Genomic DNA, 15,013 nt, shown 5'->3' with positions numbered 1-15,013 from the left:
CGCCCGTCGGCGCCGACCCGACCCCGGGCATCCCGCCCACCCCACGGTTCGCCGGTTGTTCACCGTTCGTGCCTAGGGTGTCCACCATGCCCCTCATCGACAACGCCGTGTACGTGGCGGGTCGCCGCGCCCACGACCCCAAGAGTCTCGACGACACGTACGAGCTGCTGCGCGAGCTCGACGGCATGGCGTGGATCGGTCTCTACCGTCCGGATGCGACCGAGATCCACTCGGTCGAGACCGAGTTCGGTCTGCACCACCTCGCGGTCGAGGACGCCCTGATCGGCCATCAGCGCGCCAAGCTCGAGCGCTACGGCGACACCCTGTTCGTGGTGCTGCGGCCCGCGCGATACATCGACTCCGAGGAGCGGGTCGAGTTCGGCGAGGTGCACGTCTTCCTCGGCCCGGGCTTCGTCGTGACGGTGCGGCACGCCGAGTCGCCGAACCTCGCCGCCGTGCGGCACCGGCTCGAGACGAACCCGCCGCTGCTCGCGCTCGGACCCGAGGCGGTGCTCTACGCGATCGTCGACGAGGTGGTCGACGAGTACGGCCCGGTCATCGCCGGCCTCGAGAACGACATCGACGAGATCGAGAAGCAGCTGTTCGGCGGCGACCCGACCGTCTCGCGCCGCATCTACGACCTGCTCGGCGAGGTGATGGAGTTCCAGCGGGCCGTGCATCCGTTGAAGGGCATGCTCGAGGCGCTGCTCCGCGGGTCGGAGAAGTACCAGGTCGATCTCGAGATCCAGCGCGGCGTGCGCGACGTGCTCGACCACGTGCTGCAGATCGCGGGGCGGGCGGATGCGTTCCGCGCGACCCTGCAGAACGCGCTGACCGTGCACTCCACGCTCGCCACGCAGCAGCAGAACGACGAGATGCGACGCATCTCGGAGGCCAGCCTCGCGCTCGCCGAAGACACCCGCAAGCTCACCGAGACCAGCATCAAGCAGGGTGAGGAGGTGAAGAAGATCTCGGCCTGGGCCGCGATCCTCTTCGCGCCGACCCTGATCGGCACGATCTACGGCATGAACTTCGAGTACATGCCCGAGCTGCACTGGGTCTTCGGCTACCCGATGGCGGTGCTCGGGATGTTCGCGATGGGCTTCGGGCTGTACTGGGTGTTCAAGCGCAACAAGTGGCTGTAGGCGGGGGCGCAGGCGGGGCGGGGCGCGGTCGGCGGTAGCCTGGCTGGATGCCCGAGGACCTGCCGACCGACCCGACCGCGGGCGCCGCAGCCGCTGCGACGGGCGCTGCGAGCGCTGTGAACCCGGGCGCCGCCGACCTGGCCGCCACCGCCACGAACCCGAGCCTCGAGTGGAGCGCCGGCGGGGTCGGCCCCTGGGCGGGCGAGCTGCCCGACGATCCGCGCTACGACCCCGACCTCCTCGCCCACGGCGACACCCGCAACGTGATCGACCGCTACCGCTACTGGCGCATGTCGGCGATCGTGGCCGATCTCGACCAGCACCGGCATCCGTTCCACGTCGCGATCGAGAACTGGCAGCACGACCTCAACATCGGTTCCATCGTGCGCAGCGCCAACGCCTTCGCGGCCGACACCGTGCACATCATCGGCCGCAAACGCTGGAACAAGCGCGGCGCCATGGTGACCGATCGCTACCAGCACGTGCAGAACCATCCGGATGTCGCCGCCTTCGTCGAGTTCGCCCGCGCGGCCGACCTGCCGGTGATCGCGATCGACAACGTGCCGGGCAGCGTCATCATCGAGACCTTCGCGTTTCCCGAGCGGTGCGTGCTGCTGTTCGGGCAGGAGGGCCCGGGGCTCTCGCCCGAGGCGCTCGCGGCGGCGGATGCGGTGGTCGAGATCTCGCAGTTCGGCAGCACGCGGTCGATCAACGCGTCGGCGGCGGCGGCGGTGGCGATGCACGCGTGGGTGCTGGGGCACGTCAAGTTCTAGTTGTGTTTTCTCCGCGCCGCCGCCTCTGCGGCGCGGGCGACATGTTCGCGTGCCGTCGTGAGGCGCGGCCTGCGGTCGCACCTCACGGCGACGCGCTCACCCTGGGTCGTTCGGGAGCGGCCTCTTACGGTGCGGCCACGGTGGAGGGTTCGGGGGCGGGCGCGGGGGTGCGGCGGGGGCGGAGGGTGAGGGTGGCGGTGAGCACGCCGAGGATCACGATCGCGCCGCCGAGGAGGTCGGCGGGGGAGGGGGTCTCGCCGAGGATCAGCCAGGCGCTCGTGAAGCCGGCGACGGGCACGAGCATCGAGAACGGGGCCACCCGGCTCGACGGGTTGCGCTTCATCAGGGTGACCCAGATGCCCGAGCCGACGACCGTGCCGATCAGCACCGTGTAGGCCAGGCCGAGCACCGCGGGCAGCGCCTCGGGCGTGAAGCTCGTCGCCAGCGACTCACCGATGCGCTCGGGGCCCTCGATCGCGAGCGACAGGGCGATCATCGGGATCGGCGGGACCACCGACATCCACATCGTCAACCGCAGCGGACTCTCGGGCCTCGCCTGCCGACTGCAGATGTTGCCGAAGGCCCAGCCGAGCGCGCCGCACAGCGTCAGGATGACCGGCAGCAGCGCCGACACCCCAGCCCGTTCGGCCGCGATCACCCCCAGCCCCGCCGCGGCGACGAGGATGCCCACGCCCTGCACGAGCGACAGCCGCTCCCGCAGCCAGACCGCCGCGAGCACGACCGTGAACGGGGCGGATGCCTGCAGCACCAGAGAGGCGAGCCCCGGCGGCATCCCGGCCGCCATCCCCGCGTAGAGGAACGCGAACTGCAGCACCCCGAAGCCGACCGCGTACCCCAGCAGCCAGCGGAACGGCACGTTCGGCCGCTTGACGAACAGCACGGTGGGGATCGCGAGCAGGAGGAACCGCAGCCCGACCAGGAAGAACGGCGGGTACTGCTCGAGCGAGAAGTGGATCGCGACGAAGTTCACGCCCCAGATCACGGCGACGAGGGCGGCGAGGAGTCGGTCACGAGGGGGCACGTGCTCAGCCTCCCGGGGCCGGCAGCGGTGCACAAGCGACGGTGTCTTCACCCACCCGGTGGCACAAGTTAACGGTGGCGCGCGAAAGCGTCGCGGGGGCAGTTCTGCGCGGGGCGGCGCTTCGCCGGCCAGTGCTGCGCGGGGAGTCGCGGGGTGGTGCTGTGCGGGCCGGTGCTGTGCGGGGCGGTGCTTCGCGGGCCAGTGCTGCGCGGGGCGTCGCGTGGCGGTGCTGGGTGGGCCAGTGCTGCGCGGGCGGGCGGCGCGCGGGCCGGTGCTGCGCGGGCGGGCGGGAGCCGCGCGGGGCGGGGCGGCGACGGGCGGTACCCCCGCCGCCTACTTGCCGTGCTCGGCGAGGATCGTGTCGAGGTCGAGACGCTTCAGCAGCGCCGCCCAGTCGTACTTGCGGGCGGTCTCGATCGCGAAGTCCTCGGCGACGACCTTGCCGTTGCGGTGGATCTCGATGCCCTCGGGCACCTCGGCGTTCAGGATGCGGAGGATCTCGTCGTTGACGGCCTCGGCGTCGAAGTCGGCGCCGTACCGGGCGTAGACATCGGCGTTGACGGTGTAGTTCAGGATGGTGATGTCGGTGTGGGTCACGAGTCCATCTTCGCCCACCTACACTCGAACGGTGAAGCCCCGCCCGATCCTCCCCGCCGTGGCCCTCGTCGTCGACCTGGTGCTGGTGCTCGTCTTCGCGGCCATCGGCCGGGCCAGCCACGACGAGGATGCGTCGGTGCTCGGCTTCCTCGTCACCGCGTGGCCCTTCGTCGCCGGGCTCGCCCTGGGCTGGATCGCCGTGGCGATCATCTCCGCCTCCCGTCCCGCTGCCGATGGCGCTGCCACTGCGTCTCCCACTGCCCGTCCCGCTGCCGATGGCGCTGCCACTGCCTCTCCCACTGCCCGTCGGCCGCTGTCGCTGATGGTCTCGGGGCTCGTGGTCTGGTTCGGAACTGTTGCCGCGGGCCTGGTGATCCGAGCCGCCTCCGGTCAGGGCATCGCGGTCTCGTTCGCGATCGTGACGGCGATCGTGCTCGCGGTCTTTCTCCTCGGCTGGCGCGCCCTCCTCCTCCTCGTCCGCCGCCTCCGCGCCCCCCGCCCCGCCGCGCGCTGACCCGCGCGCCCCCCGCTCGCGCGGCCCGCACCCCACTCGCGCGCCACGCGCCCCACCCCGCGCATCCACTCACCCCCCCACCCCCCCACCCGCCGAGAAGTCACCTTTACGTCCAAAAACGGGATCTTGGACGTGAAAGTGACTTCTCGGCGAGGGCGCAGGGGGAGGAGACCCGCTCACAGCCCACCTCCCACTGCCGCGACCTAGGATGACCCCATGCGCCGCACCGCCGATCTCTGGGCCGCCGTCACCGGGCTGGTCTCGGCCGCCGCCGTGCTCGCCTCCGCCGAGATCATCGCCATCTTCGCCGGCGCGGCCACCAGCCCCGTCTTCGCGGTGGGCTCGCTCGCGATCGACCTCGCCCCGCCCGGCGTCAAGTCGTTCATGATCGCCGTCTTCGGCACCGGCGACAAGGCCGCGCTGCTGGTGATCCTCGGCATCCTGGTCGTCGTGCTGGCGGCGCTCGCCGGCATCCTCGAGTACCGCCGCACGCCGTTCGGCCTCGTCGTGCTCGTGCTCGTCTCGGGCATCGCGGTGCTGGCCGTCACGACCCGGGCCGGCGCGACCGGGCTGTCGGGCATCCCCACCGTCGTGGGCATGATCGTGGGCGTGCTGGTGCTGCGGATGCTCGCCCGCCGACTGCGCGCCTGGCAGGCCTCGGCCGCCGAGCCGGTTCCCCTGGCCGCGCAGACGGGTCTCGACCGCCGCCGCTTCCTCACCGCCGCCGGCATCACCGCCTTGGTGGCCGCGTTCGGCGGGGTTATCGCGCGCACGATGAATGCCGCCGCCAACGCCGTGAGCGCCGCGCGCGACGCGGTCGTGCTGCCGGCCGCCGCGACCCCGGCCCCGGCCGTGCCCGCCGGCGCCGACCTCGGCATCGACGGCCTCACCCCGTACATCACACCGAACGAGGACTTCTACCGCATCGACACCGCCCTGCAGGTGCCCGCGCTCGCGACCGGCGACTGGAAGCTCCGCGTCACCGGCATGGTCGACCAGCCCATCGAGATCGGCTGGGACGAGCTGCTCGCCCTCCCGCTCGAGGAGCACGTCGTCACCCTCGCCTGCGTCTCGAACGAGGTCGGCGGCGACCTGATCGGCAACGCGGTCTGGTTGGGCTACCCGATCCGCGAGATCCTGAAGAAGGCGGCCCCTCAGGCGGGCGCCGACATGGTGCTCTCGGTCAGCACCGACGGTTTCACGGCCGGCACCCCGCTCGACGCGCTGCAGGACGACGGCCGCGTCGCCCTGCTCGCCGTCGGGATGAACGGGCAGCCGCTGCCGGTCGAGCACGGCTTCCCGGTGCGCATGGTCGTCGCCGGGCTCTACGGCTACGTCTCGGCGACCAAGTGGGTGACCGAGCTGCAGGTGACCCGGTTCGCGGATGCCGAGGGCTACTGGACCCCGCGCGGCTGGTCGGCGCTCGGCCCGATCAAGACCGAGTCGCGCATCGACGTGCCGCGTGCCGGCTCGTCGGTCCCGGCCGGCACGGTCGCGGTCGCCGGAGTGGCCTGGGCCCAGCACACCGGCGTCTCGAAGGTCGAGGTGCAGGTCGACGGCGGCGACTGGGCGCCCGCGCGCCTGGCCGCGACCACCGGTGTCGACACCTGGGTGCAGTGGGTCTACGAGTGGGATGCGCCGGCCGGGCAGCACACCCTCGCCGTGCGCGCGACCGACGCGTCCGGGGCGACCCAGACCGACGTGCAGGCGCCCCCCGCCCCCGATGGTGCCTCGGGTTGGGACACTCTCCGCGTCACGGTCTCCTGATCGTCCCCCCTGACTCGCTCCCTGCCACCACCCCCTGGCCCGCCCCCGACTGTCCGCGACACGTCAGTTGTTGTCGCCATTCGGGTGGTTTAGCGACAACAAGTGACGGGTCGCGGACAGTCGGGGGGCCGGGCAGTCGGGGGTCGGGCAGGTAGGGGGGCCCGGAGGGGCACCGGCCGGGGAGGGCGGGCTAGCCGATGAGGGAGGGGCGGAGGTCGCGCAGGGTGCGGTGGCTCGTGAGCCTCCGCGCCCCGAGGTACGAGATGAGCAGCGCCCCGACCAGCCAGGCGAACAGCGCCCCGGCGTCGGCACCCGCGATCCCGAGGTCGCCGCCGTACATCAGCTGCCGGATGCCGTCGACCGCGTGACTCATCGGCAGGATGTTGTGCAGCACCTGCAGCGGCCCCGGCAGCGTCTGCCACGGGAAGGTACCGCCCGCCGTCACGAGTTGCAGCACCATCAGCACCAGGCCCAAGAACTGCCCCACGCTGCCGAGCAGGATGTTCAGCGCCAGGATGATCGTCGCGAACGTCGCCGACACCAGGATCATGAACCCGAGCATCCCCCAGCCGTGCTGCACCTGGTAGCCCAGCGCGAGGGTGATGATGCCGAACACGGTCACCATCTGCAGCGCCCCGAGGATCGCCGGGGTCGCCCAGCCGGCCGTCGTGGTGGCGAAGGGCCGCTTGAGCGCCGTGATGGCCCGCCGCGACAGCGGCTTCACGATGAGGAACAGCGCATAGATGCCGATCCAGGCCGAGAGGCTGATGAAGAACGGCGCGATGCCGGCTCCGTAGTTGCTCGCCTTGGTCACGGCGCTGGTGTCGAGCGCGACCGGGTCCGAGATGGTCTGGGCCGCGGCCTCGCGCTGATCGGCGTTCTGGTTCGGGATCTCGTCGAGACCCGAGGAGAGCCCGTCCTTCAGCGTGCCGACCCCGGTGGTCAGGGTGCCGAGCCCGGTGACGAGCTGGTTCGACCCGTCGCTGAGCTGCTGGGCCCCCGTGGCGAGCTGGCTCGAGCCGTCGGCCAGCTGCGAGGTGCCGTCGGCGAGCTGTGAGGCTCCGGATGCGGCGGACGCGATCCCGTCGGCCAGCGCGGGTGCGTTGTCGGCGAGCTGCTGCGTTCCGGCCGCCAGGTCCGAGCTCCCCTGGGCCAACGCTGCGATCCCGGTATTGGCAGTCTGCACCTTGGTGTTGCCCTCGTTGATCGTCGAGTTGACGTCATTCACCCTCGAGATCAGATCGGCCTTCACCGCGGGATCCAAGCTGCTCTTGTTGATCGCGTCGATGATCTGGGGGTTCAGGAGGTTCGCCTGATCGGTGTAGCCCTGAACCGTGGAGGCCAGCGGAGCCACCTCGTTCGACAGATCGTTGTTGCCCTTCGCAAGGTCGTGGGCGCCCTTGTTCAGCGCGTCGGCGCTCGCCGGCAACCCGGCCGACCCCGCCTCCAGCTGCTGCAGCCCCGTGTTCAGCTGCTGCGCCCCGTCGTTCGCCGAGCTCGCCCCGGTGGCGAGCGACTGTGCGCCGGTCGTCAAGCTCTGGGCGCCCGTGGCGAGCGACTGCGCGCCCGTGAGGGCCGAGGCAGACCCGTCGGCCAGCTGCCCGGCGCCCGAGACGGCATCCGTCAGGTTCGTGCGCACCTCGGCGAAGCCGTCGAGCAGCTTGAGCGCCGCCTCCTTGCCCACCTGCTCGGTGATGCTGGTGCGCACCTTCTCGGCGACCTGCCCGGCGATCGTCGTGGCCAGGAAGCTGTTCGTGTCGTTGGTCGTCAGGCTCACCACCGCCTGCTGCGGGGTGTTGCCGCTGGCCGAGGTCAGGGCGTCCGAGAAGTCGGGGCCGAGGGTGAGGATGAAGTCGAACCGGCCGTTGCGCACCCCGTCGGCCGCATCCGCCGCATCCGTCACCTGCCAGCCGACTGAGCCGTCGGCGAGCAGCTGATCCTCGACCTGCGAGCCGTAGTTCACGGTCTCGCCGTCGAGGGTCGACCCGGTGTCCTCCACGACGAGCGCGACCGGCACGTCCTTGAGGTTGCCGTAGGGGTCGTTGTTGGCCCAGAGGTACAGGCCCGCGTAGAGGATGGGCACGAGCATCAGCGCGATCAGCGCGAGCCGGGCCATGCTGGTCGCCGTGAGGCGTTTGAGCTCGGTGGTGACGAGGGTGTAGATCTTCACGCGAGGCGCTCCGATTCGGTTTCGTAGGAGAAGTCGTCAGGGGCGGCGTCGATGGCGTCGAAGGCGGCAGGATTCGGGGGGAGCAGGGGGCGCACGATCTCGGCCGAGGCGTAGCCGCAGACCACGAGCACGGCGAACTCGCGCTCGGCGAGCTCGTGGGCGACCGCGAGCCAGTCGCGCGGGTCGCCGCCGTGACGGTCGGGGCTCGTGATCACGATGCCCTGCACCCCGGCGCGGAAGGCCGCGATCTCGGTGAGGATGCGCACCCGGATGCCGGCGGGCACGTCGGCGATGCGCACCGAGGCGTAGTCGGCCCCGCCGTTCTCGGCGATGGCCCGGGCGACCGCGTCGCGCGAGAAGGCGCGACCGGCGAACACGAGCTCCTCGCGGACGACCTGCTTCAGCAGCAGGTCGCCGGCGGGCTCGCTGACGTCGGGGGCGTCGACCAGCGCGATGCGCTCGCGCACCAGGGCGGAGTCGTCGGCGCCGTCGATGGTCAGCTGCCCGCTGTCGGTGCGCATCCGCCCGCTCATCATCAGGGCGAGCACGGTGGGGTGGTCGCCCACCTCGGCCTCGGCGATCGTGACCCGGCCGGTCTCGTAGGCGAGGGTGGTCTCGGGCAGCGGGATGCCGGCGTGCCCCTTGCTCACGCGGTCGGCGACGATCTTCATGAGCGGCTCGTTTCGGTGGAGGCGGCGGATGCGGATGCGGACCGGGCGGCGTGCTCGGCGACCGGATGCGCGGGCAGCGTCTCGATGACCGCGACCGCGTCGCGCCACGACAGCCCCGCGACCGAGAGCCCCACCGACATCACCAGACGCCGCCCCTCCTCCTCGCTGAGGTCGGCGCGCACGGCCTCGTCGAGCACGGCGATCGCCGCATCCTCGATCAGGCGCGCGAGCGACTCGACCGGCACGTCGGAGCGGAACCAGCCGCGCTCGACCCCGCCGCGCGCCGCCACTCGCACCGAGGTGCGCACGGGCACGAGCGCCTCGGCGATGGTCTTCTCGAGCGGGCCGTGCAGGGCGAGCTGCGCGAGCACGCGCACCTGCTGCACCTCGGTCCACAGGGCCGCGCCGATCAGGGCGAGGTGGATGCGCGGGTCGTCGTCGTGCACGTCGGCCAGGGCGGTGGAGATGCGGGCGCCGCCCCGCATGAGCAGCTCGGCGAGCAGCTCGTCGCGGGAGGAGAAGTGGCCGTAGATGGAGCGGCGCGAGAGGCCGGCCTCGGTGGCGACGGCGTCGAGGGATGCCTCGGGCTCACGGCGGAAGACGGCGGCCGCGGCCACGAGGATGGCCTCGCGGTTCTCGACGGCGTCCTTCCGCGTGGCGCGTGCGGTCGGCAGGGTGGTGGTCATGCTGCGATTCTACACGAACCTGCACAGCACTGTGCAATTTAGTCGCACGAGGTCGTCGGGCCGCGACGATCGCGGCCTCCCGATGCCTAGACTCGACGGATGGACGGCAGGCGGAGTGCGCGGGAGGAGATCTGGACCACGGCGAGCCGCCTGTTCGTCGAGCGGGGCTACGGCCCGACCTCCGTGCGGGAGATCGCGCGCCGGGCCGAGGTCGATCCGGCCCTGGTGCTGCACTACTTCGGGTCGAAGGAGGGGCTCTTCCTCGACACGATGCGCGCCGCCCTGGACGACCAGCCCGTCTTCGCCGGGCCGCTGGACGGCTTCGGCGAGCGGTTCGTGCGCGAGCTCCTGGCGTCGGACGAGCGGCTCAAGAGCATCCAGCTCGCCCTGCTGCGGGCGAGCGACGCCCGCGGCGTGCACAATCGGCTGGGCGAGATGCACGAGACGCTGTTCGTCGCGCCCCTGCTGGGCCGGCTGGCGGGGGAGGACGCCGAGCTGCGCGCCCGGCTGGCCGGGGCCGTCGTGGGCGGGCTGCTCTACGCGCTCTGGGTGGTCGGCGACGAGCGCCTGGCCGCCGCCGACCCCGAGCGCATCGTGGCGCGCTACGCGCCGCTGCTGCAGCAGCTCGTCGACGGCCACTGATCAGGGCCGCCACTGATCAGCGCCGCCACTGACCAGGGCCGGCGCTGATCAGAGCCCGCGCCGACGACCGCCCTCGCGCATCCGCTACTGCACCGACCAGCCGCCGTCCGAGGGCAGCACGACGCCGTTGATGTTCGTCGCGTCGTCGCTGAGCAGGAAGGTGATGCTCGCCGCGAGCTGGGACGCGACCGCGATCGGCGGGATCGTCGCGAGCATCGGACCGAGCCGGGACATCCCGAGCTCCGAGCCGAAGCGGCTCTCGATGCCGGTCGCGACGCCGCCGGGGGCGACCGCGTTCACACGGATGCCGGACGGCCCGTACATGAACGCCGAGCTGCGGGTCAGCCCGACCACCGCGTGCTTCGAGGTCGTGTAGGCCAGACCGGCGGCGTCGCCGCGGAGCGAGGCCTCCGAGGCGATGTTGACGATCGAGCCGCGGCGGGCGGCCAGCATGAGCGGCAGTACGGCGCGCGACAGGCGGAAGGTGCCGTCGACGTTGACCGACTGGATGCGCGACCACATCGCATCCGTGACCTCGTGCAGCGGGGTCATGTCGTCCATGATGCCGGCGACGTTCGCCAGGCCGTCGACGCGGTCGCCGGCCGCCTCGACGATGGCGTCGACGTCGGCCTGCACGGTGATGTCGCCCGTTACGACCACGATGTCGGCCTCCGGATGCGCGGCGAGAAGGCTCTCGAGTCCCGCCGGCGCGATGTCGACGGCGACGACCCGGGCGCCCTCGCGGGCGAGTCGGGAGGCGGTGGCGCGGCCGATGCCGCCGCCCGCTCCGGTGACGATGACGGTCGTGCCGTCGAAGCGGCCGGGGGAGATGCGCTCGACCCAGCCGGTGTCGGGGTTCTGCGCGGGTGCGGGGGCCGTGGGCCCGGAAGCAGTGGGTTCGGAGGCTATGGGTGCGGATGCGTCGGGTTCGGTCATGAGGCAATTCAACACTGTTGAACTGGGAAGTCAAGAAGAGGATCGAGCGCTGAGGCGGTGAGCCGCGCAGGCCCGCTCGGCCTCAGTCTCCGGCGTGCGGCGCCAGCCGCTCCTGCGCGTTGGCGATGTGGGTCGCCATGGCGCGTTCCGCCGCGGCGCGGTCGCGGGCGGCGAGCGCCTCGACGATCGCGCGGTGCTCGGAGACGGTCTCCTGACCGGAGGAGTTGTCGTAGCTGAGCCGGAACGCGTGCAGGTGGAAGTGCGTGCGGTCCACCGCATCCGCGACCGCCCGGTTGCCGGCGGCCGACAGGATCAGCCGGTGCAGACGCGAGTCGTGGGCGCTGAACTCCTTGTACGAGTCGTAGTCGGCACCCGAGGGGGCCGCTCCGTTCGCCTCGAACTCGACCAGGATGCCGTCGAGCTCGGCGGCCTCCGCCACCTCGGCGGCGCAGCCGGCGGCGTGCGGTTCGAGCAGCAGGCGCAACTCGAACAGGTCGAGCAGCTCCTTGCGCGTCAGCAGTCCGCGGGCCCGGTAGCCCTTGAGGTGCTCGCGCGCGACCAGGCCGTCGGCCTCGAGCCGCGCGAGAGCCTCGCGCACCGGGGTCGCTGAGACGGAGAAGTGCTGGGCCAGGGCCTCGATGTTCAATCGCACGCCGGGTTCGACCTCGTTGCGGAGGATCATCCCGGTGACCCGCTCGTAGACGTCGTCGGCGACCATCTGAGCGCGCGAGCCGCCGAGGCGGGGGCGTTCGAAGGGCGACGCGACGGTCATCCTCCGACTCTAGCGGGACCGCTCCGCGCGCGGCCCCGGCACGCGGCGGCGGTTGCCGGAATCATCAAATACTATATGATCATCTCTGACGCGCAGATCGGATGCCCCCACCGGCATCCGCGCCGGTCCGAGAGGTGCCCCCACACTCTCGACAGACGACTCTGGCGCGTCTCGTTCCGAGGAGACAATGATGTCCGACACCACCATGACGAATCCCACCCACGACTCCCGCTCGACCCGACGGGTGGCCGCCGCCGCCCTCGTCGGCTCGGCCTTGGAGTGGTACGACTTCTACCTCTACGGCACAGCCGCGGCCCTGGTCTTCAACAAGATCATCTTCACCGCCGCCGACCAGACCGTGGCGACCCTGGCCGCGTTCGCGACGCTGGCGGTCGGCTACTTCATCCGGCCGCTCGGCGGGCTGATCTTCGGCCGGCTGGGCGACATCGTGGGGCGCAAGAACGTGCTGGTCATCACGCTGCTGGTGATGGGCTTCTCCACCGTGGCGATGGCCTTCGTGCCGACCTACGACCAGGTCGGCGTCTGGGCGCCGATCATCCTGGTGCTGCTGCGGGCCGTGCAGGGGATCGGCGCCGGCGCCGAGTTCGGCGGCGCGGCGATCCTCTCGGTCGAGCACGCCGCGCCGCGCGCCCGCGGGCTCCAGGGCGCCTGGCCCGCCGTCGGCGTCTACCTCGGCCTGCTGCTGGCCTCGGGCGCGTTCGCGCTGGTGACCCAGCTGCCGGAGGACGCGTTCCTCAGCTGGGGCTGGCGCATCCCGTTCCTGGCGAGCATCGTCGTGATCGCGGTCGCCCTGTTCATCCGGCTCCGGCTGGCCGAGAGCCCCGCCTTCCTCGAGGCGCAGGAGAAGGCGCAGCAGAAGAAGGTCAAGGTCACGCCGGTCGCCGACGTGTTCCGGTTCGAGAAGAAGGCGGCGCTCGTGCTGATCGGCACGCAGACCCCGCAGAACGTGCTCGCCTACGTCAACCTCACCTTCCTCACGGCGTACCTCGTCGGCACGCTCAAGCTCGCCAACTCGATCGGCCCGATCGCGATCACGGTGGCCACCTTCGTGACGATGATCACGCTGCCGATCGCCGGCCACCTCTCGGACCGCATCGGCCGGAAGCCCGTCGTGCTCTTCGGCATCGTGTTCTCGGCGCTCTTCGTCTTCCCGTACTTCGCGATCATCGACGGCACGAAGTCGCCGCTCTGGATCACGCTCGCCGTGACGATCAGCCTCGCGATCGGGGTCGGCGCGATGTTCGGGCCGCAGGGCGCGTACTTCTCCGAGCTGTTCACCGCGCGGTCGCGGTTCACCGGGCTGGCCTTCAGCCGCGAGGTGGCGGGCGCGATCTCGGGCGGCCTGACCCCGCTGATCGCCGTGGCCCTGGTGGCCGCCGCCTCCGGCGCATCCTGGCTCGTCGCGCTGTTCGTGATCGCCGCCTGCCTGATCGGCTTCGTCGCCACCGTGCTCGGGCCGGAGACCCGGGGCCGCAGCCTCGAGGCCCTCACGGTGCCCGAGCTCAAGGCCTCGACCGGGAAGTTCGAGTAGACCGCTCGTGAAAGGAACCCCATGAAACTCGCCCGTCTCGGCCCCGTGGGCCACGAACGACCCGTGCTCGTCACCGACGACGCCCACTACGACCTCTCCGGTCTGACCGCCGACATCGACGGCGACTTCTTCGCCGGCGGCGGCATCGAGCGCGTGCGCGCGGCCTTCGGGGCCGGGTCGCTCCCTCGGCTCGCGGATGCCTACGCGGGCGGCGACCCGGTCGCTGCGGCCGCGGCCGACCGGATCGGGTCGCCGATCGCGCGGCCCGGCTCGGTGATCTGCATCGGGATGAACTACGCCGCCCACGCGGCCGAGTCCGGTTCGCAGCCGCCCACCGCTCCGATCATGTTCCTGAAGACCCCGAACACCGTGGCGGGGCCGCACGACGAGGTCGCCATCCCGCGGAAGAGCCGGAAGACGGACTGGGAGGTGGAGCTCGGCGTCGTGATCGGCACGCGGGCGCTCTACCTCGACTCGCCCGCAGACAGCCTGGGGCACGTCGCCGGCTTCGTCGTGGGCAACGACCTCTCGGAGCGCGAGTTCCAGCTGGAGCTCTCGGGCGGCCAGTGGTCGAAGGGCAAGTGCGCGCCGGGGTTCAACCCGACCGGGCCGTGGCTGGTGACCCCGGACGAGGTCGACCACACCGATCTCCGGCTGCGCAGCTGGGTGAACGGCGAGCCGCGGCAGGACTCCTCGACAGCCGACCTGATCTTCGGGGTCGACTATCTGGTCTGGTATCTCAGCCAGTTCCTGGCCCTGGAGCCCGGCGACCTGATCATGACGGGTACGCCGGAGGGGGTCGCGCTCTCGGGGCGGTTCCCGTATCTGCGGGCCGGCGACGTCTGCGAGATCGAGATCGAGGGGCTGGGCCGGCAGCGGCAGGTGTTCGTCGATGCGTGAGGCGGGGGCGGGAGCCGGCCGCGAGCTGGAGTCCGAGGTGCCGGTTGCGTCTGAGGTGACACCCGTGTCCGATGGGTCGGCCGCCCGACCCGGCCGCGAGTTCGACGGGCTGGTCGCGATCGTGACGGGCGGAGCATCCGGTATCGGGGCCGCCGTCGCCGATCGCCTGCACGCGGCCGGAGCCCAGGTGGCCGTGCTCGACCGGGACATCTCGCACGCCTCGCCCGATCACGTCGCCGTGGCCGCCGACATCGGCGACGACGCCTCGGTGCGCTCGGCGGTCGCCGCCGTCGCCGCGCGCTTCGGCCGCATCGACGTGCTCGTCAACAACGCGGGCGTCGGGGCCCAGGGCACGATCGCCGACAACCCGGACGAGGAGTGGACGAGGGTGCTCGACATCAACGTGATCGGGATGGCGCGGGTCAGCCGCGCGGTGCTTCCCTACCTGCGCGAGTCGCCGGCCGCGGCGATCGTCAACACCGCCTCGATCGCCGCGACCGCCGGTCTGCCGCAGCGCGCGCTCTACAGCGCGTCGAAGGGGGCGGTGCTCGCGCTCACCCGCGCGATGGCGGCCGATCATCTGCGGGAGGGCATCCGGGTCAACTGTGTGAACCCGGGCACCGCCGACACGCCCTGGGTGGGCCGGCTGCTCTCGAGCGCCGCGGATCCCGGGGCGGAGCGCGCGGCCCTGGAGGCCCGGCAGCCCCACGGCCGACTGGTGTCGCCGGCCGAGGTGGCGGAGGCGGTGGCCTACCTGGCCGGGCCGCTCGCGGGCTCGACGACGGGGGCGTCGATCGCGGTCGACGGGGGGATGCAGAACCTGCGCCTGCGGGCGGAGTAGGAAGG

Annotated in this window: 15 protein-coding genes; 8 read left to right on the top strand and 7 right to left on the bottom strand. The window is 71.8% G+C overall.

The features are described 5' to 3' along the window. The first annotated feature begins 86 nt into the window (after window positions 1–86). Together AC59HU_RS07620 and AC59HU_RS07615 are read left to right on the top strand one after the other, a co-directional pair. Window positions 87–1,145 carry a magnesium and cobalt transport protein CorA gene (locus AC59HU_RS07620; protein ID WP_497222781.1) on the top strand — a complete coding sequence of 353 codons (1,059 nt, stop codon included), beginning with the start codon at window positions 87–89 and terminating at the stop codon, window positions 1,143–1,145. 47 nt (window positions 1,146–1,192) lie between these two features. Beyond that, window positions 1,193–1,918 (top strand): TrmH family RNA methyltransferase, encoded by a 726-nt coding sequence (locus AC59HU_RS07615; RefSeq protein ID WP_497222780.1) that lies wholly within the window; start codon window positions 1,193–1,195, stop codon window positions 1,916–1,918. Between the two features lie 124 nt (window positions 1,919–2,042). On the opposite strand, the gene AC59HU_RS07610 is transcribed toward AC59HU_RS07615, so the two are convergent. Together AC59HU_RS07610 and AC59HU_RS07605 are read right to left on the bottom strand one after the other, a co-directional pair. Continuing rightward, window positions 2,043–2,960 carry an EamA family transporter gene (locus tag AC59HU_RS07610; RefSeq protein ID WP_497222779.1) on the bottom strand — a complete coding sequence of 306 codons (918 nt, stop codon included), beginning with the start codon at window positions 2,958–2,960 and terminating at the stop codon, window positions 2,043–2,045. A gap of 333 nt (window positions 2,961–3,293) precedes the next feature. After that, window positions 3,294–3,557, bottom strand: a complete 264-nt coding sequence (locus AC59HU_RS07605) for a hypothetical protein (protein WP_497222778.1) — start codon at window positions 3,555–3,557, stop codon at window positions 3,294–3,296. 31 nt (window positions 3,558–3,588) lie between these two features. On the opposite strand from AC59HU_RS07605, the gene AC59HU_RS07600 reads away from it, so the two are divergent. Continuing rightward, a complete protein-coding gene (locus AC59HU_RS07600; protein WP_497222777.1) occupies window positions 3,589–4,071 on the top strand; it encodes a DUF3054 domain-containing protein in 483 nt (160 codons plus the stop codon). Between the two features lie 216 nt (window positions 4,072–4,287). Further along, complete coding sequence (locus AC59HU_RS07595) at window positions 4,288–5,838, top strand: molybdopterin-dependent oxidoreductase (protein WP_497222776.1); 1,551 nt, start codon at window positions 4,288–4,290, stop codon at window positions 5,836–5,838. A gap of 190 nt (window positions 5,839–6,028) precedes the next feature. On the opposite strand, the gene AC59HU_RS07590 is transcribed toward AC59HU_RS07595, so the two are convergent. The 3 genes from AC59HU_RS07590 to AC59HU_RS07580 are packed head-to-tail and all read right to left on the bottom strand — an operon-like array spanning window position 6,029 to window position 9,365. Continuing rightward, complete coding sequence (locus AC59HU_RS07590) at window positions 6,029–8,008, bottom strand: YhgE/Pip family protein (RefSeq protein WP_497222775.1); 1,980 nt, start codon at window positions 8,006–8,008, stop codon at window positions 6,029–6,031. After that, window positions 8,005–8,679: a hypothetical protein gene (locus AC59HU_RS07585; protein ID WP_497222774.1), complete on the bottom strand. Its 675-nt coding sequence runs from the start codon at window positions 8,677–8,679 to the stop codon at window positions 8,005–8,007. Before AC59HU_RS07585 ends, AC59HU_RS07590 begins: the two co-directional genes overlap by 4 nt. Continuing rightward, the gene (locus AC59HU_RS07580) at window positions 8,676–9,365 is read right to left on the bottom strand and encodes a TetR/AcrR family transcriptional regulator (RefSeq protein ID WP_497222773.1); all 690 of its coding nucleotides are present in this window, start codon (window positions 9,363–9,365) and stop codon (window positions 8,676–8,678) included. Before AC59HU_RS07580 ends, AC59HU_RS07585 begins: the two co-directional genes overlap by 4 nt. A 99-nt stretch (window positions 9,366–9,464) precedes the next feature. Here AC59HU_RS07580 and AC59HU_RS07575 point away from each other — a divergent pair, with 99 nt between their 5' ends. Continuing rightward, window positions 9,465–10,007 carry a TetR/AcrR family transcriptional regulator gene (locus tag AC59HU_RS07575; protein ID WP_497222772.1) on the top strand — a complete coding sequence of 181 codons (543 nt, stop codon included), beginning with the start codon at window positions 9,465–9,467 and terminating at the stop codon, window positions 10,005–10,007. An 84-nt stretch (window positions 10,008–10,091) separates the two neighbouring features. Here AC59HU_RS07575 and AC59HU_RS07570 read toward each other — a convergent pair whose 3' ends face one another. Both AC59HU_RS07570 and AC59HU_RS07565 read right to left on the bottom strand, forming a co-directional pair. Further along, entirely contained in the window at window positions 10,092–10,943 is an 852-nt protein-coding gene (locus AC59HU_RS07570) for an SDR family NAD(P)-dependent oxidoreductase (protein WP_497222771.1), read from the bottom strand. 82 nt (window positions 10,944–11,025) lie between these two features. After that, window positions 11,026–11,715, bottom strand: coding sequence for a GntR family transcriptional regulator (locus AC59HU_RS07565; protein ID WP_497222770.1), 690 nt, complete (start codon window positions 11,713–11,715; stop codon window positions 11,026–11,028). Between the two features lie 190 nt (window positions 11,716–11,905). Here AC59HU_RS07565 and AC59HU_RS07560 point away from each other — a divergent pair, with 190 nt between their 5' ends. The 3 genes from AC59HU_RS07560 (at window position 11,906) to AC59HU_RS07550 (ending at window position 15,008) form a co-directional block, all read left to right on the top strand. Beyond that, complete coding sequence (locus AC59HU_RS07560; protein WP_497222769.1) at window positions 11,906–13,267, top strand: MFS transporter; 1,362 nt, start codon at window positions 11,906–11,908, stop codon at window positions 13,265–13,267. Window positions 13,268–13,288: 21 nt separating this feature from the next. Further along, window positions 13,289–14,167 (top strand): fumarylacetoacetate hydrolase family protein, encoded by an 879-nt coding sequence (locus AC59HU_RS07555; RefSeq protein WP_497222768.1) that lies wholly within the window; start codon window positions 13,289–13,291, stop codon window positions 14,165–14,167. Between the two features lie 64 nt (window positions 14,168–14,231). Then, window positions 14,232–15,008 carry an SDR family NAD(P)-dependent oxidoreductase gene (locus tag AC59HU_RS07550; protein WP_497222767.1) on the top strand — a complete coding sequence of 259 codons (777 nt, stop codon included), beginning with the start codon at window positions 14,232–14,234 and terminating at the stop codon, window positions 15,006–15,008. Window positions 15,009–15,013: the final 5 nt, after the last annotated feature.

The organism is Herbiconiux sp. 320_LB, assembly GCF_059691755.1.
Note: the sequence above shows the minus strand (reverse complement) of the source record. Positions and strands in the feature narration are given on the sequence as shown.